This is a genomic window from Mycoplasma sp. P36-A1 (assembly GCF_049478495.1).
Classification (GTDB): Bacteria; Bacillota_I; Bacilli_A; order JAJDGJ01; family JAJDGJ01; genus P36-A1.
In genome coordinates, this window is record NZ_CP168083.1 from 1,235,681 (window position 1) to 1,253,689 (window position 18,009).

The window sequence follows — 18,009 nt, forward strand, 5'->3', positions numbered from 1 at the left end:
TAATTTATAGGGTGGAATAACAAATTCAAGTATTACTTGAAATGTTATCCACCCTTAAATTGTTAATATAAAGAAAAAGACATTTATCTTTGTTATAATTTAAGCGACAAAACTAAATTAAGGAGATAAATGTCATGATTAATAATAACATAATTAATAAAAACAATAAAGAATTAAAAGAAATTATTGGAATTAATGACTCCAATATTAACATATATAAATTTCAAGATGAAAAAATTAAAGATAATATTTCTAAAGTTTTTTATGGAATTCTATTTTTTAATGATAATGTTTGTCCTAAATGTAATAAAGTTCATAATAAATTTTATGTACATAATAAAAAAGTATCTCTTATTAAATTACCTATGGTTTCTGGTTTTGATGCTTATTTAAAGCTTACTAAAACTCGTTACAAATGTATGGAATGTAATAAAACTTTTATTCCTGCTAATACCCTAACTAATCCTGGATGTTTTATTTCTAATAAAGTTAAATATCTTATTGCTCTTAAATTAACTGATATGCTTACTTGTACTTATATTGCTAAAGATCATAATGTATCTACACATTCTGTTTTTAGAGTATTAGATACTTATGCAGAGGCTGCTAAATCTACTACTATTAAATCCTATTTACCAAAAGTACTTCATTTTGATGAGTTTAAATCTACTAAAGATGCTGATGGCAATATGTCCTTTGTTATTATGGATGGTGAAAAAAGAAAGCTACTAGATATCGTAGAAAACAGACAAAAAGCTTACTTAGAGAACTATTTTAGCTACTATACAAAAGAAGCTATTGATAATGTTGAATATATTGTAATTGATATGTATACACCTTATATTGAAATCATTAAAAATGTCTTTACTAATGCTAAAATAATATTAGATAGATTTCATATTTATCAGAATTTAACTAGAGCCTTTAATAAAACTAGAGTTGCAATTATGAATGCAGATGAAAAAAACAGAAATAAGTTCAAAAATTTTTGGAAACCTATATTACAGTTAAAAGAGAATCTTTCAGAAGTGATGTTTAAGCATGCAACCTTTAATTATAAGTTTACAAACAATAAAGCAATTCTAAATTATTTAATCGAGAATAATGAGGACTTTAAAAATAATTATGAAATATATCAAGATTTACTATTTTCTTTAAAATACAATAATATGGAAATGTTTAAGAAAACAATTGATCAGCCTAATAAATTAGCTTCAGATAAAATTAAAACTTGTATATCTACCTTTATTAAGTATTATGAATATATTAAAGATAGTTTCGATGTTGAGTATAATAATGGAATAATAGAAGGTACAATATCTAAATTCAAGAAGTTAAAAACAATATCTTGCGGGTTTAGAAGATTTGAAAGATTAAAAACTAGAATAATGATACAAGAATTATTAATTGTATAGAAAAATCATAAAAAAAGGATACAACATTTCTGTTATATCCTGTACTAACTCATATATCAAATTGTAAAATTCCACCCTATTTGACAAAGAGCCGTTATATCCTGTTCTAACTCATATATCAAATTGTAAAATTCCACCCTATTTGACAAAGAGCCATTATAAATTAAGATACTTTGACTCTTCTTAAAGTCTAAACTTTCATTCAAACTTTTTTGAAGTATTTAGATCTATGTGAAGCATTCATCTATCTACTTCTATTCAAGATACTTCTATCTTTAATTAGAATTACAAATTCATGTATTTCTAATTAACTCTAGTATAACAAATGACTTTATCTTTGACTATTCAAATGCTTATATTGATATGAACTTTAGGTGTATAACTAATTGTAATACCATTAACAAATTAAATTACTATAATTGTATTATCATTCAGCTAAATGGTATTATGTTTGTATAAATATAGAAAGGAAAATGTCTATATAATTGTCTATTCTATAGATCAAATATATATACTAGGTTGATGTTGATGAAAAATTTAAGATTATTAATGCCTCAATGGCAAGGTGGTAATAATAAAAATTATTATTTAGGAGCCCAAATATTAGCTTTTTTAGCACCTAAAGCAAAAGATGCATTTGAAATACAAGTACCTATTGATACAGACAATGATAATTTGAAAGTTAATAATAAGGTTGTTGCCCAAGACATATTATTAAAACAACTTGATCAAACAACAGATATTATTAATAAGTATAAACCAGATCATATTGTAACTTTAGGAGGTGATTGTTTAGTTTCACAAGCACCATTTGCTTATTTAAACAAAAGATATAATAATAAGTTAGGAGTTCTTTTTTTAGATGCCCATCCAGATATTTCTAATCCTAATATGTTTGAGCATGAACATGCAATGGTTTTAGCTAATTTATTAGGAATTGGTGATCCTAAATTTTCTAACTTAGTTGAACAAAAGCTTGATTCTAAATTAGTATTATATGCTGGACTAGAAGAAATGACTACTGAAGAAAAAGAAATAGTAACTAAACATGATTTAAAAATAGTTACAACAAAAGAACTTGTTAATAACAGTGATATAATACTCAACTGGATTAAAGAAAAAAATATAGAACATTTAGCAATCCATTTTGATTTAGATGTTATAGATCCATTATCTTTTAGATCATTATTATTTGCAAATCCTAATAATGAAGTAATAGAAGCTGCAAAAGGTACTATGTCATTTAACACTGCATCAAGAATTTTAACTGATGTTTCTAATAATGTTGAAGTAGTTGGTTTAACAATAGCTGAACATTTACCTTGGGATGATATTAATTTACATGATTTTCTAAGCAATATTCCTATTCTTAAAGAGTAACAAAAAAGAGTCTAGTATCTTAATTTAAATTAAGATACTTTGACTCTTTTTTTGAAAGCTCAAACTTTCATTTGAACTTTAGAAGTATTTAGATCTATGCTATACATTCATCTATTTACTTCTTTAAGATATTCCTATCTCTTAATTAGTTTACATTTCTGTATTACTAATTATACCAATATAACAAACATCTTATTAATTGCTTTAAACATGATTACATGTACTACTTGTCCATGTATTCTTTAAGTGTAATGTTATATTTAGATTAGAAGAAGTTAAGTATCTTAATTAAAATTAAGATACTATAACTCTTCTACAAAGTTTATTTTTCAGTTAAACTTTGTAAAGTATTTAGATCTTTGCAAAGCATTCATCTATCTACTTTTAATAAGATATTCCTATCTTTTAATCAGAATACATCACTGCATTTCTAATTGCCTTTAGTATAACAAACATCTTTTTTAATTGCATTTCATGTGCTCTTAGCTATGTGTGCTTTATATGTATTGTTTTTCCATATAAATTTAAAGATTAATATTATACTAAGATTGAGAGTCTTATATCTTAATTATAAATTAAGATACAAGAGTTCTTTAGCAAAAGCTTTTTCACTTAAGCTTTAGAAGATTAGATCTATTCAATTAATATATCTAAACTTCAATTAGATATTTCTATCTATTAATTAGGTTACAATTATGTATTTCTAATTAACTCTAGTATAACAAACATCTTTTAATATTGCATTGTATCTGCTTACAACCAGGTGTCTATTATATGTATTTGTATTTATAATATAATTAAAATATTTATTTATATATTAACTTACTAGTTAGCACCATTTATTGTGCTTTTGTATCTTCTATTTATATTATTATCATTAGTTTGTTCTATTTTAAATTTTTATTAAGTCGAATAGTTAATCATTTATATACGTACAAGATATTTAAAACAATAATGAAAACATTACTATAGTGTTAAATATAGCTCTTAAATCAGATATTTATATTTAAATTTATGTAATAATTACTTTAAATAAATCTTCTTGTTCATTTATATCAAAAAATATTATATTATTATAATTATATATAATGTATAATATAATAAAAAATGGAGGAATAAATATGATTGTAATTAAGAACCTGAGTTTTTCATATGGTAATAAAAAAATTCTAGAGAATATAAACTTTTCATTTTACAATAACAATATATATGGCCTTATTGGTCGTAATGGTATTGGTAAAACAACATTTCTAGAATGTTTAAATGGTAATAATAAAATAATAGAAGGTGAATTAATGATTAACAATGTTGATTACACTAAAAAATCTTTTTTAAATAATCCCTTACTCATCATAAATAATCAAAAGATTTTTTATAAAAATTTGACTGTTAAAGAACATTTTAATCTTTTTACAATACTAAATGATTTAGACATTAACAAAACATTAGAAATTTTTAATTTAGTAGACTATAGTGATTATTTTCCAAATGAATTATCTCTTGGTACTTCTCAAAGATTTAATATTGCTTTAAGATTAGTTTGTAGAAATAATGATATTTTGGCTGATGAACCTTTTAATGGTTTAGATTTAATTGAAATTCAAAATTTACAATCTATCTTTCATAAATTAAAAAATAAACAAAGGAGTATAATAATTTCAAGCCATGATATTTTATCATTAGTATCAATATGTGATGTGATATTACACTTAAAAAATGGTAGACTTGAAATTATTGATAAAAAGGACACTGATGAAATCAATAAAATTCAGACTATCTTACAATAATACAATACTTTATTTAAAACTAGTTCCTAGAATAAGCTTATATGTATTCATAACATGTTCTATTATTATTTTGAGTGCTAGTTTTAACATATTTCCTAGTATTAGTATAAATGAACATATTCAACGAATAATACTTGGGATCATTTTATTTGTCTTTTTGTCATTAGCAAACAGCGAGTTGCCTTCTGTTAAAATACCTGTATTACAATATCAATTAAAACTTATAAGTGAACGATGGTTACGTATTTTTATAATTACAAAAATCTATTTTTATTCATTTGTATTTATACACTTGCAAAATAAAATGAATATATTCTGTGACTCATATATATCATATTTTTTATTTTTAATACTTTTAATTATCTGCTTTTGTAGTATTACAATAAAAACATCTTTAGCTAAAAAAATTATGATTGTGTCATTTTCTACTTTGGTTCTTTTTTATCCAAATATTTATCTCTTTTTATTTATTTATTTTCTAATATATAGTTTTACTAATTTTATAGATCTAGATTATCAACTACTTTTTAAATCATCATTATTGTATAATAGTGCATTTAGTACTGGAAAAGATGAATATATTCATTTATATAAGATTAATAATAAAAGAAAATACCTAAGTCTAAATTATGTTAAAAACATTAAATCATTACTAATCTTTAAAATGTTAGACATTCTTAGACTTAATCTATATTTTGGAATATTTTATTTATCTTTATATAGCTTGCTAAAAACCGTGAGTTCATTTCAAATTTTAGGTCAAGTAAACTTGTTTTTTCTATGCATTACATCAACTATAATACTTGAAAAACTAACAAAAGAAGATTGGATTATGCTTGAAAATAAAATATATCCATTAAAGTTAATGAAAACTATTATTAAGTTAAATTACTTTATTTATGTAATTAATATATTGATAATTTCTCTTGCTATTGCATGCTTTGACTATAAATATTTTACTTTAATGTACTTATTTATTATTATAAGTACTTTAATATATTTTATTATACAAAACTTGTATTTAAGAAATAAAAAAAATATAAAATACTTAAGCGATTTAATAATAATTGGGATAATCTTTTATATGTTTAGTTTTATATAAATAAATAATTAACTATTTTAGCTTTAATACATTTTAAAAAGCCAGTGTTTAAACTGGCTTTTTACTAGAATGTATTTACTATTTCATTTCTTAGGTGCACCCATTCTTCTGGTGTAGGTATATATGATAATCTAATAATATTACAATCAAAGTGTTCTTCTTCTTTTTGTTCAAAGTTGGTAACTAATATATCAATGTTATTATCTTCAATATATTTTGCAGTTATAGGTTTAGAAAATGAAAACTCTGCTGATACTCCTGATAAAATATGAAGTTTAGATGCATCAACTAAAACTGATGAATACCCTACTTCTGCCTCATAAGAGAATAAAACATTAATTGTTTCTTTTTTGTGAGTATTTAGAATTGGTATTGTAAGCATTGTTAAGGTAACTGCAATATCTTCAACTGAAACTATAAATGATAATTTTTCTATATTGCTATTAATAATTTCACTCCACATTCTATGTGTATCCTTATAATTAGTAATGATATGATGTTTTAATGGACTTGAAATTTTTTGAAAATTTAAAGAAGCATAACTTAACATTTTTGTATTAGATAAATATGCTGCTAGTGGAATACAATCTTTTATGGTAATGTTACTTAACTTAAATCTATTCTCCATGCTATCTTTTATCATCTCAATGTAACTATTAAAGTACTCTTGATCATCGTCTTCACGATATACTTTTATATTAAGTCCATCAAGTTCACTTGCATATTCAATACAATCTAAATTAACTAAGTAAGCCCAAACAGCTTCAGATTCAGAAACTACTGTATTTTCTAAATCAAACTCTACTTTTAGTTTTTCAACTGTATTATAGTATATCTCCTTAAATTGTTGATAAGACGTTTTAGCTATGATATTTCTTTTTAAATCTTTATTTGGAATAAATGTACATTTATTAAGTATTCTTACTCTTGATATTACTGTCCATAAATATATCTTTGCATCATTTACATGTAAAGAAGCAAAACCATTTTCATTTAATATTGACATTGTTTGATTATAAGAACTATTATATATTTCATCTATTTCTCTTGTTGAAAAATAATCCATAAAAGAACGATAAAAAGTAAATAAGAAACATCTAATATCTGATTCATTTCCTACAAATCTTACTTTATATTTAGATATTGATATATTATATGGTTTTAACTGTGTCGATAAATGTGTTAACAATCGATAGATAACAGATTCTGATGTATATAACTGCTTTGATAATGCTGTTACTGTTAATTGTTCATTATGAAATAATTTATCAATTATCTTATATAATAAAGTACTTCTAGCAATTATTGCTATATAGTAATCTATTGATCTGTTACTTGGAAAATCTAGTTTATAACCTTTTCTAAAGTCGTTAACTATTTGAATATCATCTGGTAATTTTTCTTGTAGCTCATTTATTATTGTTGTTAAAGTACCTCGATGTATTTGTAAATCTTTAGAGATTTGTTTTGATGAAACAACCTCTCTATTTCCTAGACATTTTAATATTTGAATATGTCTTTTAATATTTTTATCTTTTTGTAGTAAAAAGAAGATATTATCCATACTGTACCCTCCTTGTATGTGTTCTTAATATAATAAAATCAACTATAAGATTATCATAATATGTCTAATAAAAACAATATATCTTATTAAAATGTCACAAAAAAGCCCTTAAAATCGCTGTCTAATTTTCACATTCAATGTCAAAAAAAGAAACTATTAAGAGCTAACTTTATATGTATTAATATATTTTAAATTAATATATATATTTAAATTGTAATATTATTATTCATTATCTTGAATATCTTATCTAAGATATATAACTAAGGATTTACTATTTAAGTAAGTAGTTTCTTGCTAATTCTAAGTACCAAGCAACTCCTACTTTAAAACTCTCTTCATCAGGAGCAAACTTATCTGATGCAAGCGGTGATTTTATATTTACTTTACTATTAGCACCATAATAACCAAGTGAGCATTTTATTTTCTTAGCATAAAATGAAACTGCTTCTGAATAGATTGGAGTTAAGTTACTTTGAAATACTATATTATTATTAATGTTTTTACTTGATAACTCTAATAACTTAGTTGCCTCTTCATCTGCAACTAAAGGTGGTATTGAATATACTACTTTATTTTTTGTTGTTACATTAAATCTTTTTTCACTGTAGTTTATTGAATCATTTATTATTTTATGAGCAAGTTGTTTAGAATATGTATCATTGTATCTTACATTTAATGTTAATTCACAATAGTTAGCAACAATGTCATGGAATAATCCACCTTGTATTTTAGTAATTGTAGCAAGAACTAAACTGTATGGAGTTAATTTAGAAGAAATATTTGATCTTAAGTTATCGCTAAAGTTAACTGCTGCCATAATTGCATCTTGAGCATTATATATTGCTGAACTTGGTTGAGCTTGTCCAAACCAATCTATTTCGATTATATCTGAACCTAATAGTTGTAAACCATAATTACAACCAACTATGTTCTTTCCTACTTCTGTTATACAAAACAAACTAAACAAGTAGTCTACATCTTTTAGTAAATTACTATTTGTTATGTATTTAGCATCCTTATATATATGAGAACTTGACTCAAAAATAAATGTTATGCACCCATCATATCTTTTTTGATTTTCACTTATTATTTTAATAGTACCTAAAAGTGTAGCTACTGAAATATCATGACCACTTGCATGAGATACATTGTTATTACTATTCATATCTTTAATCGGTAATGCATCCATTTCAGCTCTAAATGCTATGTTCTTTTTATATCTTTTACTTCTATTAACATATGCGATTACTGAATAATCACTTACTAATTCATACTCAACTTTCATATCTTTTAGTTCTGATATGATCTTTTGCTGTGTATTTCTTTCTTGATTACTTAACTCAGGGTTTTCATTTAAATACTTTCTTATTTTTCTTACATAAGTAAATACTGAGTTTGCTTCATTGTATGAGTTCATATTAGCTCCAATCTACAAGATACTTATTCTTGTATAAGTACTATAATATCTATATAATAACATAAAAAGGAGTTGTTTATAAATGTATGATATATCTTTTGGCATTTTCTCTTTAAATAAGATTATTCAGGCTAAAATAGAGGATGATTTAAAACAGTTTAATATATCTTTTTCTCAAGCTAAAATACTAGAGTATATTTTAGATAACGATCAATCTATTCAGGATGAAATTTCTTTTAGATTAAATATTAAAAAATCAATGATATCACAATTAATTAAGAATTTGATAACTAAAGAATTAGTAATTATGCAAGAGTCTAAAAAAGATAAAAGGATTAAAATATTATTATTAACTACTAAAGGTAAAGATATTACTCTTCAATTCAAAGAATATATTCAAAACTTTAATAAAAATATTTTAGAAAATGTAGGTATTTACAACCAAGTAAATCTAGAAATGATGTTAAATGAGATTATGTTTACAATAAAAAGATAGTATAAATAGTTTAGGATAGTTTTATAATATTATTTTATTTGTTAATACTACCTAAATTTCTCATTTTATTCTATTTAGAATAGTTTAGTCATTAAACTATTCTTTTAACTTTCATTAAAACATAAAAAATATACTATAGTAAAGATGCTAATATATAGGCAAATGTTAGAGAACATAAGCTTAAATATTAGTATTTTTTGTTTATGTTTTAATTGAAAGGAGTAGTTTGTAATGAATTATTTAGAATTAATTAATTTAGATAATATTGTTAAATGGCGTAATCATATTCATCAAAATCCAGAGTTATCCTTTGAAGAGTATGAAACATCTCAATATATCTATGATGTATTAAAATCTTTTGAAGGTGGTTTAGTCTTAACTAGACCTACAAAGACTAGTGTTGTTGCAACATTAGATACTAAAAAGCCAGGAAAATGTATTGCATTAAGAGCAGATATTGATGCCTTACCTATGCAAGAGGAGGCCTTAGTTGAATACAAATCAAAAGTTGCTGGTAAAATGCATGCCTGCGGTCATGATACTCATGCTGCAATGTTATTAGGAGCTATTGAAGCCATAATAAAAATACAGGATAAACTAACTGGTAAAATGGTGTTTATATTTCAACATGCCGAAGAATTATTACCAGGTGGTGCTAGAGAATTAGTTGAAGCTGGTGTTGTTAAAAATGTAGATGAAATTTTTGGTCTTCACATTGCTGGAAGTTTAGCTTCAGGTATGGTTGCTTCTAGACTAAATGCTTTAACTGCTTCAACCGATACTTTTGAAATTACTTTAAGTGGTAAAGGATCTCATGGTTCAACTCCTGAATTATCCATTGATTTAATTGTAGTTGGTTCTGAAATTGTTAGTGCTTTACAAACAATTGTCTCAAGAACTATTAGTACTATTAATCAAACTGTTGTAACTGTTGGACAGTTTAATATTGGTAGTGCCCCAAATATTATTGCTCAAAATGGTTTTTTAAGTGGTACTGTAAGAACTACAAATAAAGAAGTTAGAATTAAGGTTAAAGAAAGAATTGAAACTATTGTTAACAATATTGCTGCTATGTATGATGCTAAAGTATCTATTAATTATATAGCTGGTTACAGTAGTGTAATTAATGAAAAGAATTGTTATGAAGCTGCTGTTAACTCAGCTAAAAAAGTTATTGGGCAAGATAACTATATTGAATTGCCGTTTCCACAAATGGGTGGAGAGGATTTCTCTGCTTATACTGACATAGTACCTGGTTGCTTTTTAATGGTTGGTGGTGGCAGTGGTGAAGGTTATGATTATTTTAATCACCATCCAATGTTTAGAGTAGCTAAAGAATCATTATTAGTTGGAGCTAAAATCCATATGCAAATCATATTAGACAATTTAGAAGATAGATAAGGAGAATTTTGTTATGAAATATGAAAATTATTTAGATTTTGCAAATAGTTGGGGATTGTTTATTATATGTGCAATTGTTATCCTATTTGTAATCTTACAATCGATACTGTTTTATAAAAAAGCTTATTCAAGAGGATTAGAAATAGGTATTGATAAAAATGACTTAAAAAGAATTACAAAAAGTTCTGGTATATTTGCAATTGTTCCTGCACTACCTATTCTTATATTCTTATTAATGCTATCACCTGGTTTAGGTAAATTCTTTCCTTGGTTAAGACTTTCAGTAGTTGGATCAGGTATGTATGAAAACATGGTTGCTAATCAAGTTGCCTCAGCTCTTGGTGCACCAAACTTTGATGGTTTAGATACAAATGGTTTTATTATCATGATGTTTACAATGACCATAGCAATTTGTTCAGGAATATTTAGTTCAGTTTTCTTCTTAAAGCCAATGTCTAAAAAGCTTACTAAGATGGAAAATGATACAAATAGCTTTGGACCACATTTAGTACCTGCAATGTTTGTAGGTTTGCTTGTAGCTTTAGGTGGACCATATTTCTTACCTAAAATTGCTGCAGCTACTGGTAAGTATGAAATTAATATTTTATCAGCAATTGTTGTTTTAATTAGCGCTGCAACTTTCTTAGCTCTAACATCATTTGCTAAGAAAAAAGAAAGTAGAACTTTAAGTGAGTTTGCCTTTCCACTTGCAATTGTAGTTGGTATGATTGCAGCTATCATTTTATCTCAATTTGGAATAGGAGTAGTGATTTTATAATGAAAAGTAGAGAAGAATACTTAGAATCAATTCATAAATTAGGTAGAGTTACAAATCTAATTGCCTTATTATTAATGATTGGTGTTCCGTTTGCATCAATGTTTATTACAAATGTTTATCCAGACTTTAAAGAGTTAATAACTATTTTAATTCCTGTAGCTGCTGTTTGGATTGTTGTAGGAATTGCTGAATTTATTGCATATGTACCAATGTTAGGACCATCAGGATCATATTTATCTTTTGTTACTGGTAATATTTCAAATATGAAATTACCAGCCTCAATATCAGCTCAAAATTCTTTAGGTGCTGCTAAAGGTAGTGAAGAATCTGAAGTAGCTTCAACTATAGCTATAGCATCAACTTCTATAGTTACAGTAATTATTTTAATTATTGGGTTAATTGCCCTACCATTTTTAACACCATTTCTTGAAAATCCAATTTTAAAACCTGGTTTTGATAATATAATGCCTGGATTAATGGGTGCTTTAGCAGCACCATATATTATTGCTTCACCTAAGAAAACAATAATTCCTTTAATCTCATTATTAATTATCTACTATGTGATCTTTCCATTAGTTGGACCAAATATTTCAGCATTAATTTCTGCTTTTCTAACAGTAATTATCATCGTTATATCAGTAAGTTCATCATATATTCTATGGAAAAGATCTTGTAAAAAGAAATAATAATATAATTGTATAATCCATAATTTTATATTCCCTTTTAAGAACATCACTATTTTTAAGTTAACATCCATAGCTTAATATTAGTGGTGTTTTTTCCATTATATATGTATTAAAGTATTATAGATAGAGTATAATATAGTAAACACAAGCTAGAAAGGACTATATTATGATAGAGAAAGCAACAGATAAAGATATTAATCAAATCATGACTATTTGGTTAGATATTAATATTAAGACTCATTATTATATTAATAGTAATTATTGGTATGATAATTTTGATTATGTGAAAGCAGCAATTAATAATAGTGATATTTATCTTTATAAAGTTAAAAATGAAATAGTAGGTTTTATTGGCCTTACAAATAACTATATTGCAGGTATCTTCATTAAAGAAGACTATCAGAAAAAAGGAATTGGTCAACTACTAATCAACCATGTTAAAAATAATAATTCCACTTTAGAATTAACTGTCTACCAAAAAAATAAACAAGCTATTTCTTTTTATTTTAATAATGATTTTTTAATTAAAGATAAGTCTTTAGATGAGATAAACAAAGAAATTGAATATACTATGATTTGGAATAAACAGTAATATTTTATCTTATTAATAAAATTTATCTTCCATTATAAATAAACATATTAATTGTGATTTTGTATTGTATAATTATAGATATATAATAGTATATTAAAGATTAGGGGGTAAAATATGATTATAATTGCAGCGATAATATCATTCTTTATTTTCATTGGATTTTTAGCATTAATGTTTTACATCTTAAGTAGATTAGTAGCAGGTTTTGCTATTATTTTATTACTTATAATAATTTTTATAATATATAAAACTAGTAAGAGAAATAAAAATCAATAGATAATTTTCTAATAATTGCATTATCTATTAATAAATGTATTCATTTTGTATTAGAATTGCAATTCAGTAATAAGACATGATATGTCTATGTTACAATTAAGTAAATAGGAGGATGAATAATATGATTGAACAAGTATATAAAATATCAACAGGTAATGATAAAGTGATTGAAAAAGTATTATTAGATGAAAATATTCAATATTTACATATGGTTTTAAATAAAGATGATGGTTTACCAGTACATTTTGTAAATTCAAATGTTTATATGACTGTAGTACGTGGAAAACTTTCTATTAGTCTTAATGATGAAAAAGTAAATGAATATTCAAATGGTACTTTACTTAAAATACCTAACAAGACAAAGATGAATGTTAAAAATCTAAATGAAGATACTTTAGAATTAATTGTAGTCAAAGCACCTGCTCCAATACTATAGTAAAAGAAAACTATCAATTGAATTATAGTGGTTCTATAATTTATAGGGTGGAATAACAAATTCAAGTATTACTTGAAATGTTATCCACCCTTAAATTGTTAATATAAAGAAAAAGACATTTATCTTTGTTATAATTTAAGCGACAAAACTAAATTAAGGAGATAAATGTCATGATTAATAATAACATAATTAATAAAAACAATAAAGAATTAAAAGAAATTATTGGAATTAATGACTCCAATATTAACATATATAAATTTCAAGATGAAAAAATTAAAGATAATATTTCTAAAGTTTTTTATGGAATTCTATTTTTTAATGATAATGTTTGTCCTAAATGTAATAAAGTTCATAATAAATTTTATGTACATAATAAAAAAGTATCTCTTATTAAATTACCTATGGTTTCTGGTTTTGATGCTTATTTAAAGCTTACTAAAACTCGTTACAAATGTATGGAATGTAATAAAACTTTTATTCCTGCTAATACCCTAACTAATCCTGGATGTTTTATTTCTAATAAAGTTAAATATCTTATTGCTCTTAAATTAACTGATATGCTTACTTGTACTTATATTGCTCAAGATCATAATGTATCTACACATTCTGTTTTTAGAGTATTAGATACTTATGCAGAGGCTGCTAAATCTACTACTATTAAATCCTATTTACCAAAAGTACTTCATTTTGATGAGTTTAAATCTACTAAAGATGCTGATGGCAATATGTCCTTTGTTATTATGGATGGTGAAAAAAGAAAGCTACTAGATATCGTAGAAAACAGGCAAAAAGCTTACTTAGAGAACTATTTTAGCTATTATACAAAAGATGCTATTGATAATGTTGAATATATTGTAATTGATATGTATACACCTTATATTGAAATCATTAAAAATGTCTTTACTAATGCTAAAATAATATTAGATAGATTTCATATATATCAAAATTTAACTAGAGCCTTTAATAAAACTAGAGTTGCAATTATGAATGCAGATGAAAAAAACAGAAATAAATTCAAAAATTTTTGGAAACCTATATTACAGTTAAAAGAGAATCTTTCAGAAGTGATGTTTAAGCATGCAACCTTTAATTATAAGTTTACAAACAATAAAGCAATTATAAATTATTTAATCGAGAATAATGAGGACTTTAAAAATAATTATGAAATATATCAAGATTTACTATTTTCTTTAAAATACAATAATATGGAAATGTTTAAGAAAACAATTGATCAGCCTAATAAATTAGCTTCAGATAAAATTAAAACTTGTATATCTACCTTTATTAAGTATTATGAATATATTAAAGATAGTTTCAGTATTAAGTATAATAATAGAATAATAGAAGGAACAATATCTTGTGGCTTTAGAAGATTTGAAAGATTAAAAACTAGAATAATGATACAAGAATTATTAATTGTATAGAAAAAGCATAAAAGAAAGGATATAACATTTCTGTTATATCCTGTACTAAATCATGTATCAAATTGTAAAATTACACCTTATTTGACAGAAAGCCTTTGTATTCTATTCCCACTCCCTAACTTAGATGCGTGATATAACGAAATATAGCGTAAAATAAGGGATTATAGGGGTATATTAAGTAAGATAAGAGAACGTATTTTAAAGAAAAATGGTGCAATTTTTGGTGCAATATACACCACTCTATTTAGAACTATTATCTAACCAATATTCAAGGACAGTAATTTACATTAGTTACTGTCTTTTTATTTTTCCTTCTAAAAGTTCTTCTAAATACGGCTTTATTGCAGCGACAATAATCCCACGTACCTTACGTGCTTGTTTTACAGTAGGTTCACTTCTCTTATTAAACATCTTCATCATAAAATTATAATCCTTCTCCGGATTAAAATCATTGTATTGGTTTGCTTGGAAAACACCTTCCTCATAGAAGTGTGTTAGTAACTTCCTTGAGAAAAATTCAGATGTTAGACTGATAAATTTCCCATCTTCGATTGAATGTAGTAGTTGAAACATCTTTTCATTTATAGATGTTTTTTCATTTAAGTCCTCACGTTCAAACTTTGTAATGCAAGTACTGCCAATCGGAAATATAACATTATTATTTAAAGTATTAATGATGCTGTATAAATATTTTATATTTTCTTTACCACAAACACATGATGACTTGTTAAAGTCATCCTCCTCACAATCTAGAATATCCCATTCTAAAACTGCACTGTCCCAATTATTTGCTTCTGAGTTGTCGATAACAGTTTTTAGCAGATTCTCACTATAGCTACTCATCTTCTCCCTCCTTTTTGATTAGTTTATTATCATTATTATATCATAATCAGGAAATATTATATATATTCGAATCATATTTGATAAGTATACCAATACTACTAATTCAAAAGCAAATCAAGAAAATTAAGTTTCTCTATGAAGTTTAAAGCTCTAGAAAAACTAAAATTTTTATTTATCAGAAGAGCATTTCTATTTAGTTTAGAAATGTTTTTTTAATTCTAAAACGAAAAGAAATTTTACATGAATAAAAAAACAAAATCAATATTTGGATTGCTGTTCGCATTTCTGATTGGTGTTACAAGTTTATTTGCAACTACTACATCAGTTCATGCATCAAGTAATCTAGCAATAGAAAAAACAAACTACGCCTACAGTGGTGTAAGTTCAATCACTGGAAATACAGTTAATGATAACATCTGGAAATTATAAATGGATGGTAAGTATGTTTTCTGTATTGAATCAGGAATATACACAAATTCAGGAGATGGATACATCCCTTCAAACTTTACTTCTTCAAATAAAGAATTACTTTCCAAGATTGCATATTATGGATATACCTTAACTAGTAAATCAGATTATGACTATGCAGTTACACAGGTCATGATATGGGAAGCACTTGGTGATACTTACAAATCAAGTAACATTCCAAATTATCAGACAAGAAAAGCACAGATGATGGCACAAGTGAATAACTATAACACTCTGCCATCATGGCATGATGAACAATTTGATGTAAAAGTTGGTGATAGTATTACATTAACAGATGCTAGTGGTATATTTAGTAGAATACAGTTAGCATCTAATCCAACAGGAGCACAATTACATGCTAATGGAAATCAACTGAAAATCACTCCGAGTGCTACTTCAAATGATGGGGCAATTACTTATAAAAAAGTTCCTACAAATCAAATAGATGCATCCATCGTTTATAAGAAACCTCAACATCAAACTCTTGTAGAATTTCATTTAGAACAAAATATATAAGCAAATATCAAATTAAATGTAATCAAGTTAGGTAATCTTGAAATTACTAAAGTTGATGAAGTTACTAATAAACCACTTACTGGACCTAAATTAAGATTTTCATATCTAAATAAAACACAAGATATTATCACTGATGCAAATGGATTGGCTACAATACAAAATATTCCTGAGGGAACAAAAGTAACAGTTACAGAAGTTACTGCTTCTAATGGATATTTTAATAAAGGCGAACTTAAGACATTCATTCTTGAACCCAACAAAACTGTAAAAGTTAAATTTGATAATAAACTACAATAAGGAATATTAGATATTACAAAGTATGGAAAAAGATGTTAGACTTTGATATCATTGAATCTGAATATGGTAATCTTCATCAGCTTATATTTGATGATTCTCCTATTGCAGTTGTTACCTTTGAAATACGAGCGAAAGAGAATATTGTCGTAGGTGTTACTACACATGCTAAAAATGACGATATTTTTGCAACTGTTTCAACTGGTGAAGATGGAAAGTTAATGGACATGCCACCTTTATTTTTGGGTAAATATGAAGTAGTTGAACTCTCTGCTTCACATGTATATATCATTGATAAAACTCCTATCCCATTTGAATTCACATACCAAGGGCAACAGATTGAGTTTACTAGTCAAAATGCAATAGTAAAGAATGATTTTCAAACACTTAAATTAAAAGTATTTAAGAATGAAGAAACCATCATCAAGTGGAAAGACAATCAACCTGTAATAAGCGAAATAAAGGCGAATAATAAGGTGTTTGGGTTATATAGTAATCAAGACTTTGATTTAGGTGATAAATTCTTAGAAAAGGATAATTTGCTTGCATATTGCACTGTAAAAAATGGTGAGCTAGATATCAATATCCAATTGCCCAATGGACAATACTATTTCAAGGAACTAGATTCAGGAGCATTCCATGATATCAATACTAGTAGGTATGAATTTGAGTTTATTTCAGAAGACAATAACGCTACTAGAGAAATTCTAATACAAGCTGATGTTGTGCCTATTTTAAATAAGCTTCATTTCAATAGATTTAGCATTAGATAATTAAATAAAGTAACAACGATTGCTGAAAAAGATGGGTACACTTTCTCATATGAAGAAACGGAAAAGGTACAATCTTCACTTTAGAAGATGAACATGGCGACATCATTAAGACTGTAACGATTAATAAGCAATCTATTGGAAAATTTACCACTGTTCCAGTTGGTACGTTTTATTTAAAAGAACAAAAACCTGCAACAACTGATTATGTGTTAAGTCTTAACCCTATTAAAATTATTTCAACAAAAGATAGTCTGCAAGCTACGACCATACAGGTAAATTGATCACAGAGCAAAATAATGATAAGGAAGTTGAACCAATCCTATTTGAGATTAAAAACGATTTAATCAAAGCTACAGGAAAA

The 18,009-nt window shown here is 25.4% G+C and carries 19 protein-coding genes; 16 read left to right on the forward strand and 3 right to left on the reverse strand.

Annotated features, from left to right (window positions below; all coding sequences use genetic code 4):
- The first annotated feature begins 134 nt into the window (after nt 1-134).
- From ACD762_RS05945 to ACD762_RS05955, 3 genes are all read left to right on the forward strand, one after another.
- Nucleotides 135-1,415 (forward strand): ISL3 family transposase, encoded by a 1,281-nt coding sequence (locus ACD762_RS05945; RefSeq protein ID WP_423363078.1) that lies wholly within the window; start codon nt 135-137, stop codon nt 1,413-1,415.
- 528 nt (nt 1,416-1,943) lie between these two features.
- Nucleotides 1,944-2,795 carry an arginase family protein gene (locus tag ACD762_RS05950; protein ID WP_423363079.1) on the forward strand — a complete coding sequence of 284 codons (852 nt, stop codon included), beginning with the start codon at nt 1,944-1,946 and terminating at the stop codon, nt 2,793-2,795.
- Nucleotides 2,796-3,916: 1,121 nt separating this feature from the next.
- On the forward strand, nt 3,917-4,582 hold the full coding sequence (locus ACD762_RS05955; protein WP_423363080.1) for an ATP-binding cassette domain-containing protein: 666 nt from the start codon (nt 3,917-3,919) through the stop codon (nt 4,580-4,582).
- 1,166 nt (nt 4,583-5,748) lie between these two features.
- Here the strand turns inward: ACD762_RS05955 and ACD762_RS05960 are convergent.
- Together ACD762_RS05960 and ACD762_RS05965 are read right to left on the reverse strand one after the other, a co-directional pair.
- Nucleotides 5,749-7,248, reverse strand: coding sequence for a helix-turn-helix domain-containing protein (locus ACD762_RS05960; protein WP_423363081.1), 1,500 nt, complete (start codon nt 7,246-7,248; stop codon nt 5,749-5,751).
- Nucleotides 7,249-7,519: 271 nt separating this feature from the next.
- The gene (locus ACD762_RS05965) at nt 7,520-8,665 is read right to left on the reverse strand and encodes a M20/M25/M40 family metallo-hydrolase (protein ID WP_423363083.1); all 1,146 of its coding nucleotides are present in this window, start codon (nt 8,663-8,665) and stop codon (nt 7,520-7,522) included.
- Between the two features lie 82 nt (nt 8,666-8,747).
- Here ACD762_RS05965 and ACD762_RS05970 point away from each other — a divergent pair, with 82 nt between their 5' ends.
- The 8 genes from ACD762_RS05970 (at nt 8,748) to ACD762_RS06005 (ending at nt 14,754) form a co-directional block, all read left to right on the forward strand.
- Complete coding sequence (locus ACD762_RS05970) at nt 8,748-9,161, forward strand: MarR family winged helix-turn-helix transcriptional regulator (RefSeq protein ID WP_423363084.1); 414 nt, start codon at nt 8,748-8,750, stop codon at nt 9,159-9,161.
- Between the two features lie 231 nt (nt 9,162-9,392).
- Nucleotides 9,393-10,562, forward strand: a complete 1,170-nt coding sequence (locus ACD762_RS05975) for a M20 metallopeptidase family protein (RefSeq protein WP_423363085.1) — start codon at nt 9,393-9,395, stop codon at nt 10,560-10,562.
- A gap of 13 nt (nt 10,563-10,575) precedes the next feature.
- A complete protein-coding gene (locus ACD762_RS05980) occupies nt 10,576-11,340 on the forward strand; it encodes a DUF5058 family protein (protein ID WP_423363086.1) in 765 nt (254 codons plus the stop codon).
- Nucleotides 11,340-12,026 carry a hypothetical protein gene (locus ACD762_RS05985; RefSeq protein ID WP_423363087.1) on the forward strand — a complete coding sequence of 229 codons (687 nt, stop codon included), beginning with the start codon at nt 11,340-11,342 and terminating at the stop codon, nt 12,024-12,026. Before ACD762_RS05980 ends, ACD762_RS05985 begins: the two co-directional genes overlap by 1 nt.
- A gap of 166 nt (nt 12,027-12,192) precedes the next feature.
- A complete protein-coding gene (locus tag ACD762_RS05990) occupies nt 12,193-12,618 on the forward strand; it encodes a GNAT family N-acetyltransferase (RefSeq protein ID WP_423363088.1) in 426 nt (141 codons plus the stop codon).
- Between the two features lie 114 nt (nt 12,619-12,732).
- Complete coding sequence (locus tag ACD762_RS05995) at nt 12,733-12,894, forward strand: hypothetical protein (RefSeq protein ID WP_423363089.1); 162 nt, start codon at nt 12,733-12,735, stop codon at nt 12,892-12,894.
- A 121-nt stretch (nt 12,895-13,015) separates the two neighbouring features.
- The gene (locus ACD762_RS06000) at nt 13,016-13,330 is read left to right on the forward strand and encodes a cupin domain-containing protein (RefSeq protein ID WP_423363090.1); all 315 of its coding nucleotides are present in this window, start codon (nt 13,016-13,018) and stop codon (nt 13,328-13,330) included.
- A gap of 170 nt (nt 13,331-13,500) precedes the next feature.
- Nucleotides 13,501-14,754 carry an ISL3 family transposase gene (locus ACD762_RS06005; RefSeq protein WP_423363091.1) on the forward strand — a complete coding sequence of 418 codons (1,254 nt, stop codon included), beginning with the start codon at nt 13,501-13,503 and terminating at the stop codon, nt 14,752-14,754.
- Nucleotides 14,755-15,045: 291 nt separating this feature from the next.
- Here ACD762_RS06005 and ACD762_RS06010 read toward each other — a convergent pair whose 3' ends face one another.
- The gene (locus tag ACD762_RS06010; protein WP_423363092.1) at nt 15,046-15,597 is read right to left on the reverse strand and encodes a hypothetical protein; all 552 of its coding nucleotides are present in this window, start codon (nt 15,595-15,597) and stop codon (nt 15,046-15,048) included.
- Between the two features lie 240 nt (nt 15,598-15,837).
- Here ACD762_RS06010 and ACD762_RS06015 point away from each other — a divergent pair, with 240 nt between their 5' ends.
- From ACD762_RS06015 to ACD762_RS06035, 5 genes are all read left to right on the forward strand, one after another.
- Nucleotides 15,838-16,026 carry a hypothetical protein gene (locus tag ACD762_RS06015; protein WP_423363093.1) on the forward strand — a complete coding sequence of 63 codons (189 nt, stop codon included), beginning with the start codon at nt 15,838-15,840 and terminating at the stop codon, nt 16,024-16,026.
- The gene (locus ACD762_RS06020) at nt 16,027-16,581 is read left to right on the forward strand and encodes a thioester domain-containing protein (RefSeq protein ID WP_423363094.1); all 555 of its coding nucleotides are present in this window, start codon (nt 16,027-16,029) and stop codon (nt 16,579-16,581) included.
- A gap of 42 nt (nt 16,582-16,623) precedes the next feature.
- Nucleotides 16,624-16,878 carry a SpaA isopeptide-forming pilin-related protein gene (locus ACD762_RS06025; protein WP_423364715.1) on the forward strand — a complete coding sequence of 85 codons (255 nt, stop codon included), beginning with the start codon at nt 16,624-16,626 and terminating at the stop codon, nt 16,876-16,878.
- Between the two features lie 32 nt (nt 16,879-16,910).
- On the forward strand, nt 16,911-17,648 hold the full coding sequence (locus ACD762_RS06030; protein ID WP_423363095.1) for a prealbumin-like fold domain-containing protein: 738 nt from the start codon (nt 16,911-16,913) through the stop codon (nt 17,646-17,648).
- A gap of 71 nt (nt 17,649-17,719) precedes the next feature.
- Nucleotides 17,720-17,992 carry a SpaA isopeptide-forming pilin-related protein gene (locus ACD762_RS06035; RefSeq protein ID WP_423364716.1) on the forward strand — a complete coding sequence of 91 codons (273 nt, stop codon included), beginning with the start codon at nt 17,720-17,722 and terminating at the stop codon, nt 17,990-17,992.
- Nucleotides 17,993-18,009: the final 17 nt, after the last annotated feature.